The organism is Flavobacterium sp. WC2416 (assembly GCF_041200095.1).
Taxonomy (GTDB): domain Bacteria; phylum Bacteroidota; class Bacteroidia; order Flavobacteriales; family Flavobacteriaceae; genus Flavobacterium.
Window position 1 is genome coordinate 1,097,888 of sequence record NZ_CP165626.1, and the last position, 17,853, is coordinate 1,115,740.

Annotated in this window: 18 protein-coding genes; 17 read left to right on the forward strand and 1 reads right to left on the reverse strand. The window is 32.2% G+C overall.

The genetic code is table 11. The features are described from left to right. The first annotated feature begins 116 nt into the window (after positions 1-116). From deoC to AB3G39_RS04530, 10 genes are all read left to right on the forward strand, one after another. Entirely contained in the window at positions 117-860 is a 744-nt protein-coding gene (gene deoC / locus AB3G39_RS04485; protein WP_369752596.1) for a deoxyribose-phosphate aldolase, read from the forward strand. A 19-nt stretch (positions 861-879) separates the two neighbouring features. Continuing rightward, on the forward strand, positions 880-3,003 hold the full coding sequence (locus AB3G39_RS04490; protein ID WP_369769710.1) for a gliding motility protein RemB: 2,124 nt from the start codon (positions 880-882) through the stop codon (positions 3,001-3,003). A 184-nt stretch (positions 3,004-3,187) separates the two neighbouring features. Beyond that, positions 3,188-4,090: a heme o synthase gene (gene cyoE / locus AB3G39_RS04495; protein WP_367774184.1), complete on the forward strand. Its 903-nt coding sequence runs from the start codon at positions 3,188-3,190 to the stop codon at positions 4,088-4,090. Between the two features lie 2 nt (positions 4,091-4,092). Continuing rightward, complete coding sequence (locus tag AB3G39_RS04500; protein WP_367755359.1) at positions 4,093-4,680, forward strand: heme-copper oxidase subunit III; 588 nt, start codon at positions 4,093-4,095, stop codon at positions 4,678-4,680. 42 nt (positions 4,681-4,722) lie between these two features. Further along, complete coding sequence (locus AB3G39_RS04505; RefSeq protein ID WP_367772152.1) at positions 4,723-5,751, forward strand: cytochrome c oxidase subunit 3; 1,029 nt, start codon at positions 4,723-4,725, stop codon at positions 5,749-5,751. Positions 5,752-5,769: 18 nt separating this feature from the next. Further along, positions 5,770-6,120, forward strand: coding sequence for a cytochrome C oxidase subunit IV family protein (locus AB3G39_RS04510; protein ID WP_367755355.1), 351 nt, complete (start codon positions 5,770-5,772; stop codon positions 6,118-6,120). 74 nt (positions 6,121-6,194) lie between these two features. Next, positions 6,195-6,845 (forward strand): hypothetical protein, encoded by a 651-nt coding sequence (locus AB3G39_RS04515; RefSeq protein ID WP_369769711.1) that lies wholly within the window; start codon positions 6,195-6,197, stop codon positions 6,843-6,845. A 1-nt stretch (position 6,846) separates the two neighbouring features. Next, a complete protein-coding gene (locus AB3G39_RS04520; protein WP_367755351.1) occupies positions 6,847-7,533 on the forward strand; it encodes an SCO family protein in 687 nt (228 codons plus the stop codon). A gap of 6 nt (positions 7,534-7,539) precedes the next feature. After that, entirely contained in the window at positions 7,540-8,085 is a 546-nt protein-coding gene (locus tag AB3G39_RS04525) for a DUF420 domain-containing protein (RefSeq protein WP_367772149.1), read from the forward strand. After that, positions 8,078-8,311, forward strand: a complete 234-nt coding sequence (locus AB3G39_RS04530) for a hypothetical protein (protein ID WP_369769712.1) — start codon at positions 8,078-8,080, stop codon at positions 8,309-8,311. Before AB3G39_RS04525 ends, AB3G39_RS04530 begins: the two co-directional genes overlap by 8 nt. Positions 8,312-8,320: 9 nt before the next feature. Here AB3G39_RS04530 and AB3G39_RS04535 read toward each other — a convergent pair whose 3' ends face one another. After that, on the reverse strand, positions 8,321-9,724 hold the full coding sequence (locus AB3G39_RS04535) for a DUF4403 family protein (RefSeq protein ID WP_369769713.1): 1,404 nt from the start codon (positions 9,722-9,724) through the stop codon (positions 8,321-8,323). A gap of 173 nt (positions 9,725-9,897) precedes the next feature. Between AB3G39_RS04535 and AB3G39_RS04540 the strand changes: the two genes are divergently transcribed. From AB3G39_RS04540 to tsaB, 7 genes are all read left to right on the forward strand, one after another. Then, positions 9,898-10,599: an ABC transporter ATP-binding protein gene (locus AB3G39_RS04540; RefSeq protein WP_367772143.1), complete on the forward strand. Its 702-nt coding sequence runs from the start codon at positions 9,898-9,900 to the stop codon at positions 10,597-10,599. After that, on the forward strand, positions 10,592-11,836 hold the full coding sequence (locus AB3G39_RS04545) for an ABC transporter permease (RefSeq protein WP_367772141.1): 1,245 nt from the start codon (positions 10,592-10,594) through the stop codon (positions 11,834-11,836). Before AB3G39_RS04540 ends, AB3G39_RS04545 begins: the two co-directional genes overlap by 8 nt. A 2-nt stretch (positions 11,837-11,838) precedes the next feature. Next, on the forward strand, positions 11,839-13,104 hold the full coding sequence (locus tag AB3G39_RS04550) for an ABC transporter permease (protein WP_367772139.1): 1,266 nt from the start codon (positions 11,839-11,841) through the stop codon (positions 13,102-13,104). Between the two features lie 37 nt (positions 13,105-13,141). Further along, positions 13,142-14,257: an efflux RND transporter periplasmic adaptor subunit gene (locus AB3G39_RS04555; protein WP_369769714.1), complete on the forward strand. Its 1,116-nt coding sequence runs from the start codon at positions 13,142-13,144 to the stop codon at positions 14,255-14,257. An 80-nt stretch (positions 14,258-14,337) separates the two neighbouring features. Next, entirely contained in the window at positions 14,338-15,708 is a 1,371-nt protein-coding gene (locus AB3G39_RS04560; RefSeq protein WP_369752591.1) for a TolC family protein, read from the forward strand. A gap of 7 nt (positions 15,709-15,715) precedes the next feature. Further along, the gene (locus AB3G39_RS04565; RefSeq protein ID WP_369769715.1) at positions 15,716-17,011 is read left to right on the forward strand and encodes an efflux RND transporter periplasmic adaptor subunit; all 1,296 of its coding nucleotides are present in this window, start codon (positions 15,716-15,718) and stop codon (positions 17,009-17,011) included. A gap of 173 nt (positions 17,012-17,184) precedes the next feature. Further along, the gene (tsaB, locus tag AB3G39_RS04570) at positions 17,185-17,853 is read left to right on the forward strand and encodes a tRNA (adenosine(37)-N6)-threonylcarbamoyltransferase complex dimerization subunit type 1 TsaB (protein WP_369769716.1); all 669 of its coding nucleotides are present in this window, start codon (positions 17,185-17,187) and stop codon (positions 17,851-17,853) included.

Here is a 17,853-nt window from a genome sequence, read left to right on the forward strand (position 1 = left end):
CCACTTTGGTGGGATTTTTTTATAGTAAAAATTTAAAAAGTAATTACATATAATTAACTCTTTTGAATATAAAATGTATTTTTGTAACCTATCATTTATAATGGAATAGATATAACATGAACATTAGACAATATTTAGATTCTACCTATTTAAAAACGGCGATTCAAGCGGGACTTGATGAAGACCAGAATAGTGTTGTAGTTAAGAAGTTTATTCAGGAAGCTATTGATGAGAATTTTAAACTCATTATGATTCGGCCTAATATGGTTGCTATTGCAAAAGAAATGATAACTACAGCCAATTCTAAAGTAGGAGTAGGAACAGTAATCGATTTTCCAGATGGGAATTCAAATGTAGAGGACAAGCTTGTTGAAGCTAATCTGGCAATACAAGATGGCGCGGATGATTTAGACTTTGTTTGTAATTATAACGCATTTATTGCGGGCGATAGCGACTTAGTTAAAGAGGAAGTTTTAGAGTGTACAAAACTTGGTCTGGAAAAGGGAAAAGTAGTAAAGTGGATAATTGAAGTGGCTGCCCTTGATGATAAGCAGGTCGTTCAATTAACAGCTTTAATAAAAAATGTAGTAGTTTCAAATTTCAAAGAAATTTTTTATAATTCGGTTTTTGTTAAATCTTCAACTGGTTTTTTTATAACCCAAGGTAATCTTCCGAACGGGGCTACAATTTCAACAATTACCATGATGCTTGAAAATGCGTTTCCGCTTCCAGTTAAAGCGGCTGGTGGAGTCCGAACGTATGAGGAGGCTGTTGCAATGATTCAATTAGGTGTAAAGCGAATAGGTACCTCTGGAGCGAAAATAATTGCAAATGGTGCAGGAACACAACTAGAATACTAAATTCACAATCAAAATTAATATGAGAAAAAGTTTCTTAACTTTATTTATATCATTTATATCTTTTTTTACGTATTCTCAAGTTGAAGATACTAATAATTTGCAAGCCAAATTGTCTACAGAACGGTTCCCCGTTTTTCCTAAATGTCAAAATTTAGAATCTGTAGCGTTAGAAAGTTGTTTTTATAGTGAAGTTCAAGATTTTGTTTTTCAAAATTTTGTTGTGCCAGAAACTTTAATGAAAAATAATTTCCGAGGGAATATAAAAGTGCTTTTTGAAGTAGACAGTAATGGTATTTTTAAAGTAATTTATGTTAATGCAGTAGATGAAGAGTTAATTCAGGAAACCAAAAGAGTTTTTAGTAAGTTTCCTAAAATTAGTCCTTCTACTTACAATGGAAAAGCAGTCTATTCTAGATATAATATTGCGATTTCAATTCCGTTGAAAAGCCAGGAAACAATCGCGTCAGAAGCATTGGCTAGAGCAGAAGTTGTTCCAAATAAGACAAAACAACTTACAGAGTTGGATAGTATCGTTTATAAAAAATACAACAATCCTGAGTTTGAAAGCAATCTAAATATACCTTTCTCTCATAGTTATTATGCTCAGTTTGATGGTGCAATGAATCAAGTAGGAAGTAATAATCACACTGCTTCTAAACCATATACTTATCAAGAAGTTTCTAAATATTACAATCTTAAAGAAGCAAATGAAAAACTTAAAATAAAAGCTTCAAATTGGTGGGCAAAAAAATTATGGAATGAAAATGCTGTCGAAATTCAAGGTGATGGGTATTGGCTTACATTAAATCCAATATTAGATTTACAAGTTGGAAAAGCAACACATAGTGATGTTTCCTATACCTACGTTAATACACGAGCACTTAATTTTAGAGGAGGAATTGGGAAACAACTTAATTTCACAACTACTGTTTTTGAAAGCCAAGGACGATTTGCTGATTATTTTAATCAATATGCTGAATCTATTGCGCCTGCAGGAGGGAATCCTGCTATTATACCTGGAATAGGAATAGCTAAAGACTTCAAAACAAATTCATATGATTTCCCTTTGGCTGAAGCCAATATTACATTTGCTCCAAATAAAAATATTGACTTGCAATTGGGCTATGGCAGAAATTTTATTGGTGATGGGTATCGTTCACTTTTGGAAAGTGATGGTGCCAGTCCTTACCCTTATTTTAAAATAAATACTAAGTTTTGGAAAATTAAGTACACGAATACCTATATGTGGTTAAAAGACGTTCGTCCCGAAGTTACTCTAGAAAGAACGTATGCTACCAAGTTTATGGCCAATCATTATTTAAGTTGGAATGTTTCGAATAGATTAAATATTGGTCTTTTTGAATCAGTAATTTGGACTAATACCAATAATAGAGGTTTTGATGTTAGTTTTGTAAACCCAATTATTTTTTATAGATCTGTTGAGTTTGCTTCTTCAGCAAGAACTGGAAACGCACTTTTGGGTTTTAGTTATAAATACAAATGGAGTAATCAAATCAATTTTTATGGTCAGTTCCTTTTGGATGAATTTTCACTTGGTGATATTAAAAGGGGGGATAATAGTTGGAAAAACAAATATGGTTATCAGCTAGGAGTTAAATATTACAATGCATTTAAGGTTGATAATTTATTGTTGCAATTAGAATACAATCATGTTCGTCCTTATGTGTACTCTCATAGTGAACCGATAACTAACTACGGCCATAATAATCAAAGTATTGGGCATCAGTGGGGAGGTAATTTTAAAGAGTTTATAGCAATTGCTCGTTATCATAAAGGAAGGTATTTTGCTGATGCAAAAATTACTGCGGGTACCCGAGGTTTGGATTTTGATACAAGTACTGATAGTTTTAATTATGGCGGAAATATTTATAAGGATTATGATGAGAATCGTCCATTTGATAGCGGAGTAAAAGTAGGTCAAGGAAACAAAACGGAAGTTTTTATTGCAGATATTCAAGGAGGGTATTTGATCAATCCGACTACCAATTTAAAACTTTTTGGAAGTTATATTTATAGAAGTTTTGATCCTACACAGAATACAAAAACTGCGTTTACCCAAAGTACTAATTGGTTTACGATAGGTTTAAGAGCTGATGTCTTTAATTGGTATTTTGATTATTAGTATTTAATCGAGATTCGCAACGGGTTTAATTAAAAGTAAATTAATAGTTGTGTTTTGGTTGTGTAAAAACGGATAATAATTACGCTATGAATATTAGTTTTAAAAAATCTAAATTCTTCATTCTTATTTCTACATCTAATTTGTACCTTTGCACCAGTTTTATAAAAACCTAATGGATACCGGATTGAATACTACAACAAATACATTTTCTCTAAAGAGGATTTTTTTAGATTTTAAAGAAATTACTAAAGCTGGACTTGCTATTAGTGTATTGTTTTCTTCTATTGCTGGATATTTTTTAGGGATAGATGATGCAAATCCTTTTGAGTGGTCTGTGTTAATAATGCTTATCATTGGTGGGTATTGTATGGTAGGTGCTTCAAATGCTTTTAATCAAGTTATTGAAAAAGATTTGGATGCATTGATGGATCGAACTAAAAATCGTCCTGTCCCAGCAGGTAGAATGTCTCCAAATACTGCTTTGATTGTAGCTAGTTTGCTAACAATCGTTGGAATTTCATTGCTTTATGCTATTAATCCGAAGTCGGCCATGTTTGGGGCGATTTCAATATTTTTATATACGAGTGTGTATACTCCTTTGAAAACGATGACATCGTTGTCAGTTTTTGTAGGGGCGTTTCCCGGAGCTATCCCATTTATGTTGGGTTGGGTTGCGGCAACTGGAAATTTTGGAATTGAAGCGGGAACTTTGTTTTTAATACAGTTTTTTTGGCAGTTTCCTCATTTTTGGGCAATAGGTTGGTTTTTGTATGAAGATTATGAGAAGGCAGGTTTTTTTATGCTTCCTACTGGAAAAAAAGATAAGGGTACGGCTTTACAGGTTATTTTATATACCATCTGGTTGATTATAGCTTCGTTATTGCCAGCATTAGGCTATACGGGAAAATTATTTTTAACGCCAGTTGCTGCAATTTTGGTTTTTTTATTAGGAATATGGATGTTGTATTATTCAGTCCAATTGTACAAGTTAAGAAGTGCAAAAGCAGCAAGAACTCTTATGTTAGTAAGTGTTTCGTATATTACGTTGTTGCAGTTAGTTTATATATTTGATAAATTTTTAAGATAGTTATGGAAGTTACAATGACAACGAATGAACATAGATTAAGAACCGCAAGATCCTATAAGCTGATCTTGTTGTTTGCGATGGTTAGTATGACTATGATGTTTGCAGGGCTTACAAGTGCTTTTGTGGTAAGTAAATCGAGAGTGGACTGGTTGAAGGATTTTCAATTGCCTACAGCATTCTATTATAGTACGATTGTTATTATTGGTTGTAGTGTTACATTCCATTTAGCAAAAAAAGCGATTCAAAAAGACAATAAAAGTGCGACTACTACATTTCTTTTAGCTACTTTAGCGCTGGGGATTTTATTTGTTGTTTTACAATTTGTCGGCTTTGGACAAATAGTAGAAAACGGGTATTATTTTACAGGAAGTGAGAGTTCAATAACAACAACATTTTTATATATTGTTACCGTTGTGCACTTAATTCATCTTGCTGGAGGGCTAATTTCTCTCCTTATTATAATTTATAATCATTTTAAACAAAAATACAATTCGACTCAAACTCTTGGAATAGAACTAGGTGCAATGTACTGGCACTTTCTTGATTTCCTATGGCTTTATTTATTTGTATTTTTATATTTCTTTAAATAAGAAAAAAACGTAAATTTGGGAACTTTTTAACGAATAACTTTTATGGAAGCGACAGTTACTACTGCAAATAGTGAAGAAAAAACTTGGGGAGGCGGCAATGAGCCAATGGGAGCAAGTTATGGTAAATTAATGATGTGGTTTTTTATCGTGTCAGATGCCTTAACGTTCTCTGGATTTTTAGCAGCTTACGGTTTTTCTCGATTTAAATTTATTGAGACCTGGCCATTGGCCGATGAAGTGTTTACTCACTTCCCATTTATGCATGGTGTATCTGCACCGATGTATTATGTGGCATTAATGACTTTTATTTTAATTTTCTCATCTGTGACAATGGTATTGGCCGTTGATGCAGGTCATCAAATGAAAAAAAACAAAGTTGTTGTTTATATGTTTTTAACCATTATCGGTGGTATGATCTTCGTAGGGTCACAAGCTTGGGAATGGAAAAATTTCATAAAAGGGGAGTATGGTGCAATTGAAACAAAAGGAGGTAGTTTACTTCAGTTTGTCGATAAAGAAGGGCATCGTGTTGCTTTAGCTGATTTCGCTGCAACTTTGAATGAAGGTAGAGAGCGATTAACTGGTAATAAAGGAGATTGGTTTATTAGTGAGCCAGCTTTGCCATCTTATTCTGTTGCTGAAGTTCAGGCAGGTTTTAAGGCACATCCAGATTTATTAATCAGAACAGAAGTTATTTATGAAGGGGACGAGGCAATTGCTAAAGATCCTAAAATTAATCATGAATTAACAAAGATTAAACACAAAACGATTCTTACTAGACAAGAGTCTGAGTTGAGGTTGGCTCAAGCAACGTATGTTGTTGAAGGTGCAAACTTGACAAGAAACGAATACGGTAGTAAGCTGTTTGCTGATTTCTTTTTCTTTATAACAGGATTTCACGGTTTTCACGTATTCTCAGGTATAATTATAAATATCATTATATTTTTTAATGTACTTCTTGGAACATACGAGAAAAGAAAGAGTTACGAAATGGTTGAGAAAGTTGGTTTATACTGGCACTTTGTCGATTTAGTTTGGGTATTTGTATTTACAGTATTCTATCTAGTTTAATTTTTAAAGATTATTATTATGTCACACGAACACGTTTCTAATACAAAGAGAATTTGGTTTGTTTTCGGATTATTATCTCTTGTAACAACTGTTGAGGTTTTTCTTGGGATTATAAAACCAGAATTTTTACACCTTAACCATTTTCTTGGCATGAATTTGCTGAATTGGATATTTTATATTTTGACTGTTTTTAAAGCTTATTATATTGTATGGGCATTTATGCACATGGAAGGTGAAAAAAGTAGTCTAAGATGGGCGGTTGTTTTGCCTGTTATTTTCTTAATTTTATATTTACTTTTCATTCTTTTGACTGAAGGGCATTATATTTATGGGGTTTTTAAAGATTCGACCATTAAATGGAATTTTTAACAATATATTAATTCAAAAAAAGGGTACGCATTGCGTGCCTTTTTTTATTTTTGTACTTTAATTTTTATCCAGTAATGAAAAAAAATATTGTTCTTTTTATTCTTTTTATTTTACCTATCGTTGCTTATTTGTTTTTTGCTTCAGGTATAAATAGTTTTACAAAATTACCTGTTATTACCCCAAAAGTTGCTGACCTTGGAAATTGGGAGTCTTTAAATAATGAAAAAGTTACTTTAGATAATAAAATAACTATTTTGGGTTTTTCTGGAAGTGATGTTTTAAAAAACAGAGGTAATCTATTTAATCTAAATGAAAAAATTTACCAGCGTTATCATACATTCAAAGATTTGCAATTTGTAATGATTTGTCCAGTTGGTACTGAAAACGATATCAAAAGTATTTTAGATGCACTTGATGAATTTACAGATGTTTCACAATGGCATTTTGTTTTTACTACTCCCCAAGAAATTAATGGATATTATAAACAACTTAATTTAGTAGGAACCCTTGATAAAAATTCAGGAACTCCACTTGTTTATATTATTGATAAAGAAAGAAATCTTAGAGGAAGAAAGAAGAAGAAAGAATATAAAGAAGGCTATAATACTTTTCACCCTGCGGACTTGAGTAATGAAATGTTAGATGATTTTAAAGTAATTTTATATGAGTATCGTGCTGCTCTTAAAAAAAATCATAATGCTACTAAACAACTATTAAAAGAGTAATATGTTTAAAAATAAATCATATATCGGTATTTCATTTGTTATTTTAATCTTTGGGATTTATGCTGTTCCTAAAATTATTGATAGAATACAAAATGGGGAAGTTGTAAAGGCAGATCGTTTAGATCTGGTTAAAACCGTATCTAATAAAGAGGGTAAATTAGTAAAAATTGGTCCGGCACCTAAGTTTGAATTGGTTAATCAAAATAATGAAAAGATTACTAATGATAGCTATAAAGGGAAAGTATACGTTTTAGAGTTTTTCTTTACTACTTGTCCTTCAATTTGCCCGAAAATGAATCAAAGCATGTTGCTTATTGAAAAGAAATTTTTTGGAAACCCTAATTTTGGTATTGCTTCAATTACAATTGATCCAAATCACGATACTGCAAAAGTTTTAAAGGATCATGCGGAGTTATTAGGTGTGAAATCCTCTAATTGGAATTTTTTAACTGGTGATCGTGAATACATATATAGTTTGGCTAATAAAGGATTTAACCTTTATGCTGCAGCCAATAGTAATGTTGCTGGAGGATTTGAACATTCAGGATTATTTGCTTTAATAGATAAAGACGGTAATATACGTTGCAGAAGAGATGATTTTGGAAATCCAATCTTATATTATGATGGTCTTGACAAAAAAGGAGTTAAAGATATTCAACAAGATATTAATGTTTTATTAGAAGAATAAAGGAATATGAAGGAGAGTGAACAAAATTTAGAAAATAAATATAATAAATGGATTGTGCTGTTGTCAGTTGCAATTCCTTTAGTGGTCGTTTTGCTTTTTAGTGTTAATTTGCGTAAGATGGGTTTTGATGTTGAGCCTCTTACTTTTTTGCCACCTATTTACGCAACAATTAATGGTATTACTGCTGTCTTGCTTGTTTCGGCTGTTTTAGCTATAAAAAACGGAAACAGGAAATTGCATGAGAACTTAATGAAAGGAGCAGTAGGCTGTTCTATTGCTTTTCTAGCAATGTACGTTGCCTATCATATGACTTCTGATTCTACAAAATTTGGAGGTGAAGGTGTAATTAAGTATGTTTATTATTTTATTCTAACCTCTCATATCATTCTTTCAGTAATTATTATTCCGTTAGTATTAGTTACTTATGTTCGTGCTTTAGCTCAAATTTTTGATAAACATAAAAAAATTGCTAAAATCACTTTTCCTATTTGGTTGTATGTAGCCGTTACTGGTGTTATAGTTTATTTAATGATCTCTCCGTATTATGTTTAAAAATAAAAAAAATCAATATTTATTTCTTGTTTTCTTTTTTATCTATTCTGTATCGTCAAGTGCACAATGTGCCATGTGTAGAGCAGCATTAGGGGGTGAAGGAAATAAGGCACAAGCTCAAGCTGTAAATGATGGAATTGTATTTTTAATGGTTATACCCTATTTATTAGTGGCTCTTCTAGGGTATGCTATTTATAGAATGAGAAAAAAGAAAAAATTGGATTAATTCAACTAGTTATTTTAAACCATCTACTGAAATATTTATTTCACCATTTACTTTAATAAAAGCAATAATGGCATTTTTTGTTAATTCGATTTTTTGAAATTGAATGTCATCCATTTTACCGTTTACAAATACACCTGACATTGGAGAATAATTTTTAAGGTAAGTTGTCATGGTTCTCTTTCCTTCTTCTAAATTAGGTTGAATGGAATAACGACAGTTTTCTTGAATTTTTCTTAAAACTATTCCTTGTGCTAGCCAATTAGCAGTTCTCATTAATTTGTTTTTGGTGTCTAAAACATAGTCTAATTTGTCAAAATAGATTTCTTTTGTTTTATCATCATACTGTGGAAATCCAGCTAAATAAATTGTTCCATTTACAGAACCAATTAATTCCAGTGCTATAACCATTTTTCCATTTTTATGCCAAATAGATACGTCTTGAATTTTGACTTTCTTAGATCCAGATCCAAAATCTTGACCTATAAAATTTTTACGTATTATCTTTGATGCATCTTGATAGGTGGATACCGCTACAATATTTGCTGTAATTTGATTGGGAATTTTCAAAACAGGTTTTAATGTGATTTTATTGGCATCAAATTTAGATTCGGGTTCTAGTCCGATTAATGTCTCCATATTGCATTTCATACCCATTTGCAATAAAAAAGTATCATCTTTTAATTTAGCTGCGGTAGTGTATATTTCAACTGGGACAATCCTAAGCCAACTTTCGTATGCTTCATTCATCTGAAAAGGGGTGCAAATTTTCTCTAATGCAGTCAACACATTAGGTTTAAAGTCCATTGATTTTTCAATTGCTTCGTCGATTTTTCTTTCAATTTTCGATTTAAAAATTTTGATTGCAGGGTTGATTAGATACGTGACTGGAACATTTTTCCCGAAAACGGTCATTGTAGGACTTTCATTCCAATCGAGTGATTTTAATTGAGTCTTTGTTTTTAATTTCCAATTATTTAATGCCACATCACTGTTCAAAGTAAGTACGCCATTTAAATTAAATTCTCGTGTATTATACAGTTCAACCCCCATTGTTTTTGTTCCTATTCTATATTTAATTATAGCTTTTAGAGGTAAAATGGTTTTTATTTTTTCACCAGAAACTGCATTCTCATTTTGGATAGTAATAGGAGCCAATTTCCAAATTTTTATCTCAATATCATCATCTTCTATGTTTGTGTCTTCATAAATCAATCCATTCAACAGTGAGTTGGTTTTGTTCTCGATATCTTTCAGTTTAACGCTGATGGGTAAGTTGATAAAGGAAGGAACATTTTCATAGACTATCGGACTTGCATCATCAGGGGCGGGTCTTAATGTGTCAATTTTTTGTGAAGTGGAGCAGCTCAATAGAAAAGAGCAAAATAGGGCAAGACTCGCAATGTATTTCAGCATTTTGTTATGTTTTGAAGCTGTAAAATTAATAAAAGAAATATATTTTCTAATGAAACTGTAACAATTATATTATAATTAAGTCTTATGCATTAAGATGTTAGGTGGCGATTCAGCTTTAGGGTTGATAATGGTTTTATTATTCGAATAAACTATTATTATAAAATATAAATATTATGATAGAAATTAAAGACTTACATAAATCCTACAAAATGGGAAGCTCCGAATTACATGTCTTAAAAGGCATTAATTTTAATATTAAAGAAGGGGAACTAGTTGCTATAATGGGGTCTTCTGGTTCTGGAAAATCGACTTTACTAAATATTCTTGGGATTTTAGATGAAGCGGATTCGGGAAATTATATATTAGATAAAGTTCCAATCAAAAAATTAAATGAGACTATCGCCTCAAGATACCGCAATCAATTTTTAGGTTTTGTTTTTCAATCTTTTAACCTGATTAATTATAAAAGTGCATTAGATAATGTGGCTATGCCTTTGTATTATCAAGGTGTAAAGAGAAAAGAAAGATACGAAATTGCGATGCGATACCTTGAAAAAGTGGGATTGGGTACGCATTCACATCATTTACCTTCGGAACTTTCTGGAGGACAAAAACAACGTGTGGCTATCGCTAGAGCATTGGCATCAAACCCAAAAGTATTATTGGCCGATGAACCTACAGGGGCTTTGGATACTAAAACTTCATATGAGGTAATGGAATTAATTCAAGGTATTAATGATGAAGGGAAAACGATATTAATTGTTACTCATGAGCCGGATATTGCAGCTATGTGTAAAAGAAATGTTGTTTTAAAAGACGGATTAATCATTGATGATAAAATGGTAGAACAAGTTAGAGCAGCTGCTTATGTTTAATACAGAACGCTGGCAGGAAATATTTGAAGCTATTGCTAAGAATAAACTGAGAACATTTCTCACGGGTATTTCTGTGGCTTCTGGTATTTTTATTTTAGTGATACTTCTGGGCGTGGGTAAGGGGCTTGAAAACGGGATATCTAAACAGTTTGAAAACGATGCAGATGGGGTTATTTGGATTTGGGCCGGAACCACCACAAAAGAGTATAAAGGATTAAATCCAGGAAGGCAGATTCAGCTACATAATAGTGATTATGAGTTGTCAACGCAAAAATTTGATAAACAAATAGACAAAGAGAGTTCCAATTATGCACTTTGGAATGCGAATATTGTTTATGGTAAAGAAACGGGGAACTATGATAATCAAGGAGTAACTCCCGAGCATCAGGCAATAGAGAGACTTACTATTATAAAAGGCAGATTTATAAATGCGAATGATTTAATTAATAGTACAAAAGTCGCAGTAATTGGTGAAAAACTAAGGTTGGATTTATTTAAAGATAAAGAAGCAGTAGGGGAAGAAATTGCTATAAGTAATATAAAGTTCAAAGTTGTTGGTGTCTTTATGGATCCTGGTGGAGAAAGAGAAGAATCTAGAGCTTATTTGCCATTGACTACTGTACAAAAGGTTTTTGTGGGTAGTGACAAGATTAGTAATTTGGCTTTTACACTTCATAAAAAAGATACTTACGAAGAGGCTTTAGCAGAGTCAGTTAAGTTTACTACAGAGATTAGCCAAATGCTTAAAGGTAAAAATACTGTTTCACCAGATGATTTGAGTGGTATTGGAATCAATAGTACAATTGAAAACGTTAAGCAATTTTACGATTTAAATTTATATATCAGATTGTTTTTTTGGTGGGTCGGAATTTGTACCATCATTGCTGGTGTTGTTGGGGTAAGTAATATTATGATGATTATTGTAAAGGAAAGAACAAAAGAAATTGGAATCAGAAAAGCGCTAGGTGCTTCTCCATTCTCTATTGTTGTAATGATTTTACATGAATCTATTTTTATAACTACTATTTCTGGATTTGTAGGGCTTTTATCAAGTTTGTTATTACTAGAATTTGTAGGTCCGCTGGTTAAAAGTGATTATTTTTTGAATCCTGAAGTGAATTTTGGAGTGGCTTTAACTACTTTAATTTTACTTGTCTTTGCAGGAGCTTTAGCTGGTTTTTTTCCAGCTTATAGAGCAGCAAGTATTAAACCGATTGTAGCACTTAGAGACGAATAATTATGTTTGATAGAGATAGATGGATTGAAATTTTAGAGGCGCTAACGGCAAATACTTTCCGAACTGTTTTAACTGCTTTCGGTGTTTTTTGGGGAATTTTTATCTTAGTAATTTTATTAGCTGCGGGTAAAGGTTTAGAAAATGGTGTTAAAAAGGGTTTTGATGGAATTGCTACAAACACCATGTTTATGTGGAGTCAAACTACTTCAAAACCGTATAAAGGGCTTCCAAAAACAAGGCAGTATCATTTTATAAACAATGATGTTGTCGCCTTAAAGGAAAATTTTCCAGATCTTCTATATGTTTCTCCAAGAAATCAATTAGGCGGGCACAATGAAGCCAGTAACGTTATCCGAGGAACAAAAACGGGTTCGTATACCATTTTTGGAGATTATCCGGAGTTGGTTAAACAAGAGCAAATGGAAATTGTTAATGGACGTTTTGTCAATCAACAAGATATTCTATTGAAACGGAAAGTAGCAATTATAGGCCGTGGTGTAATTAGTGAATTGTATGATAGAACTGAAGATGTTATTGGTTCTTATATTAAAGTTAATGGCGTAAATTTTATGGTGGTGGGTGTTTATAATTCAAAATCTAGAAATAATGGAGATGCTGAATCGGCTCAAAAAAATATATTTATACCATTTTCTACTTTTCAGCAAGCTTTCAATTATGGGGATACTGTGGGATGGATGGCATTAACTGCCAATGATAATGCGTCGATAACAACTTTAAAACCTCAAATATTAGACTTTATAAAATCCAGACATTCAATACATCCTGATGATGATCGAGCCATTGGTAATTTTGACTTATACCAAGAGTTTAGTAAGATCCAAGGATTGTTTTTAATTCTAAAATTTATAGCTTATTTCGTAGGGACTTTGGTATTGCTATCTGGAGTGATAGGGATTTCAAATATCATGTTAATCGTAGTAAAAGAGAGAACTAAAGAAATAGGAATTCGTAGAGCCTTAGGAGCTACGCCAGCTGCAATTCGATCTCAAATCTTATTAGAAGCTATTTTTTTAACAATCATTGCAGGGATGTTTGGTATTGCCATGGCGACTGGAGTTGTTGCACTTATTAATATGGTATTAGATAGTATGCCTAGTGAGGGAATGATGTTTGCTAACCCCAGTGTTGACCTGACTGTAGTTTTTATTGCCTTATTTATATTAGTAGGATCAGGTTTGTTAGCTGGATATATTCCTGCACAAACGGCAATAAATATCAAACCAGTAGATGCATTACGAACGGAATAAATTATCAATCAAAAAATAAACGAATAAATCAAAACAAATGAAAAAAGGAGTAACCATAACTATTTTAATTTTTATCGCCTTAGTCTTTTTTGGAGCGTTATATTATTTATATGCAAAAAATCAACAAGCTCCCGTAGTTTTTAAAACGGATAAAGCGGAAATTAAAACAATTGTTAAAAATACTATTGCCACAGGAAATATTGTGCCAGATGAAGAGGTCTTAATAAAACCTAATATTTCGGGAATTATTGAAGCTGTCTATATTAAAGCCGGGCAAAACATTAAAGCAGGAGATTTAATTGCTAAAATTAAAGTTGTTGCTAATGTTTCTAATTTAAGTAATACGCAAAATCAATTGCAGTCGTCTAAAATTGAATTAGATAATCAAGAAAAATTACATCAAAGACAAAAAACATTGTTTGATAAAGGGGTTATTTCAGCAAATGATTACGATGCGGCTCAATTAGCGTATAATAGTGCAAAGCAAAATTATAACGCAGCTAGAAGAAGCTTAGATATTGTTAAAACAGGAACTACATCTGGACTTGGGGGTTATGCTAATACTTTAATCCGATCTACTGTAAACGGAATGGTACTTGACGTTCCTGTAAAAGTGGGGAATCAGGTTATTGAGAGTAATAACTTTAATGAAGGGACGACAATTGCCAGTGTTGCTGATGTAGGAAGAATGATTTTTGTTGGTAAAATTGATGAATCAGAAGTAGGTAAAATAAAAGAAAAGTTACCTATCGAAATTACTGTAGGCGCAATTGAAAATAAAAAATTTGATGCTGTTTTGCAATATATAGCACCAAAGGGTGTGACGGAAAATGGTGCGATTCAATTTGAAATAAAAGCCTCTTTAGAAAATAGAGATGACACCTTTATTCGAGCTGGATTAAGTGCTAATGCTTCTATTATTTTAGAAAAAGCAGATAAAGTTTTAGCATTAAAAGAAGCGCTAATTCAATTTGATAAAAACACACAATTGCCTTATGTTGAAGTAGAAACTAGCTCCCAAAAATTTGTTAGAAAGGATCTTGTTTTAGGTGTGAGTGATGGGATTTATGTTCAAATAAAAAGCGGAATAACGGCTTCTGACAAGATAAAAATTTGGAATCAAGGTTTAAAAGGCCCAGATTCTAAAGAATAAAAAACAGATTAAAAGATTTTTAGTTTATAGATAAATGTTAAATTTGTGTAGTACCTTTGTTACACTTCCATTCAAAATATATGAAAAAAAATAGTTGGATACCTTTAGTTTTACTCTTTGCCTTTAGTTTGTCATCAAGTGCACAAACTAAAAAATGGACTCTAGAAGAGTGTGTGAAATATGCATTAGATCATAATATTTCAATAAAACAAACAGCATTAGATAGTGAGTCCGCTTTAATTGATAAAAAAGGAGCACTGGGTAGTTTTCTTCCTTCGGTTAATGCTTCAGCCTCTCATTCATGGAATATTGGTTTGAATCAAGATATTACTACGGGGCTTTTGCAAAATAAAACTACGCAATTTACCTCGGCTGGTGCTAGTGTTGGTGTTGATATTTATAAAGGACTGCAAAACCAAAATACACTTAGAAAAGCAAGGCTTTCAATAATTGTAGCAAAGTATCAATTAACAAAAATGCAAGAAGATATTGCACTTAATGTTGCGAACGCTTTTTTACAAGTGCTCTTTAATAAAGAAAATTTAAAGGTGCAAAATGAACAATTGAGTATAAATGGAAAGCAGTTAACTCGTTCCAGAGAATTGGTAAATGCTGGAACAATACCTAGGGGTGACTTATTAGACATTCAAGCTACTTTGGCATCGGATAATCAAAAAGTCATAGCTGCCGAAAACTCGTTGTTGATCTCAAAATTAAGTTTAGCGCAATTACTTCAATTGGATAGTTTTGAAAATTTTGATGTAGTTGATGATACAATGGCTAAAGATGAAAATAATATATTGTCTCAAGAGCCTACTGCCATTTACGATAAAGCAAAAGAGGGAAGAACAGAGTTAAAAATTGCTCAAACTAATCTAGAAATTGCCGAAAAAAATGTAGCTATTGCAAAAGGGAAATTTCAACCTACTTTACAAGGTTTTTATAATTTTAATACGAGAATATCATATGCTGATATTGCGTTAAGAGATAGCAATGGAGCTGTTATCGGAGTACAGTCTGCACCACCGTTCTTTAATCAGTTTAGTGATAATAAAGGGCAGTCTTATGGTGTACAACTGAATATTCCTATTTTTAATGGATTCTCTGCTAGAAATAATGTAGAGCGCTCTAAAGTAAGTTTAGAGAAGTCTAAGATTGCTTTAGAACAACAAAATTTAGATTTGCAAAGAAATGTTTATACTGCATTTGCAGATGCAAAAGGAGCATTAAAATCTCATGAATCTGCTCTTGTGGCATTGGAATCGAGACAAGCTTCTTATAATTATGCCAAGGACAAATTTGATGTTGGTTTGATGAATTCTTTCGATTTGAATCAATCACAAACATTACTGTCGAATGCGCAATCAGAAGTTTTGAGAAGCAAATACGATTACATTTTTAAAATTAAAATATTAGAATTCTATTTCGGAATTCCTATCATTAAAAACTAAATACATTATGTCAAAAAAATCAATTTATTATATAGTTGGTGGAGTAGTTCTACTTATAGTTGCATTAATAGCGCTTTCAAAAGCTGGAATAATAGGAAATAAGGATAAAGGTACCGAAGTAGAAATTGCTCAGGTAAATACTTCAACAATTGTTGAAACAGTATCGGCAACTGGAAAAATTCAACCTGAAATCGAAGTGAAAATTTCATCAATGGTTTCTGGAGAAATTATTTCATTACCTGTAAAAGAAGGGCAAGTCGTGAAAAAAGGAGAATTATTGGTAAAAATAAATCCGGATTTATATACTTCTAGTTTAAATAGAACGATTGCTGGTCTATCAGGTTCAAAAGCAGGATTAACTCAAGCTGATGCTCAGTTTAATGAGGCTAAGTCAAGTTATGAAAGAAATAAAACTTTGTTTCAAAAAGGAATTATCTCTAAATCTGATTGGGACAAAGCCATAGCTTCTTATGAAGTGGCCAAGGCGACAAAACAATCGGCATATTTTAATGTACAAAGTGCTTCGGCATCTGTAAATGAAGCTAAAGACAATTTAGGGCGTACTATTATATACTCTCCTGCAGATGGAACAATTTCTATGCTTAATGTTGAATTAGGAGAGCGTGTTTTAGGAACACAACAAATGACAGGTACTGAGCTTTTAAGAGTAGCCAACTTGAATAATATGGAAGTTGAAGTGGATGTAAATGAAAATGACATCGTTAAAATTAAAGAAGGGGATGAAGCTAACGTTGAAGTTGATGCTTATTTAAAAAAGAAATTTAAGGGTGTGGTTACAAGTATTTCTAATTCTGCAAGTAGTACTTTGACTTCAGATCAAGTAACTAATTTTAAAGTTAAAGTACGAATTGTTAAAGAATCGTACCAAGATTTATTAGTAGGGAAACCGGCTACTTATTCTCCTTTTAGACCTGGAATGACAGCTACAGTTGATATTATGACTAAAATAAAATCAAACGTGCTGAATGTTCCAATTAGTTCTATCGTTATCAAGTCTGATACAGCAGCTGTAAAAGAAATTAAAATGGTGGAGACTCCCGAAGAAAAAAATGCAACTCCAAAAAGCGATAAAAAGTTTGAGTGTGTTTTTGTGAAAGTGGGTGATAAAGCTAAAATACGGATTATTAAAACGGGAATTCAAGACGATACAAATATTGAAATACTTAGCGGTTTGAAAAAAGGTGATGTTGTAATTACGGGACCTTATACTACTGTTACAAAAGAATTAAACTCTGGTGATAAAGTAGTGTTGAAATCAGATAAGAAAGAAGATAAAAAATAGATTATTCAATAACTAGTATTGAATATTTTTAAAACCCTTTGTGAGAGCAAAGGGTTTTTTGTTTTCAATTAAGAAGTCTTTCAATTTTTGAATTGTTTTCTATGCCGTTTTTTTATTCCTTTGCAGAGCCTTTGATGGTTCCTTTTTTTTTCTAATTTAAATCTCATAATGACGTGTCATATATTCTAAATATTGAAACAGCTACAAAAAACTGTTCTGTTGCAATTGCAAAAGAGGGTAAAACGATTGTTTGTAATGAAATTGCTGAAGAAGGATATTCTCATGCAGAGCGACTACATGTTTTTATGGAGTCGGTTTTGACAGAAGCGGGAATTACATTTAAAGATTTAGCCGCAGTTGCTGTAAGTCAAGGCCCAGGATCGTATACAGGACTTCGCATTGGCGTTTCAGCAGCCAAAGGACTCTGTTTTGCCTTGTCAATCCCTTTGATAGCTGTAGATACTTTAAAAGTGTTGGCAGCACAAACGAAAGTCTCAGATGGATTAATTATTCCTATGATTGATGCTCGAAGAATGGAAGTGTATAGTGCTATTTTCTCTGCTGAATTAGAAAATAAAAGAGAAACTCAAGCTGAAGTTATTACTGAAAATTCTTTTGAAAATATAAAAGAGCCCATTTATTTTGTAGGTGACTGCGCTGAGAAATGTAAAATGGTATTAACAAAAGATAATTTTATATTTCTTGATGATATAAAATACCCATCAGCTAGAGAAATGTGCGCTCTTAGCTTTGCGAAATATGCAATAAACGATACTGTCGATGTAGCCTATTTTGAACCTTATTATTTAAAGGATTTTATGATTACTACTCCAAAAAAGTAA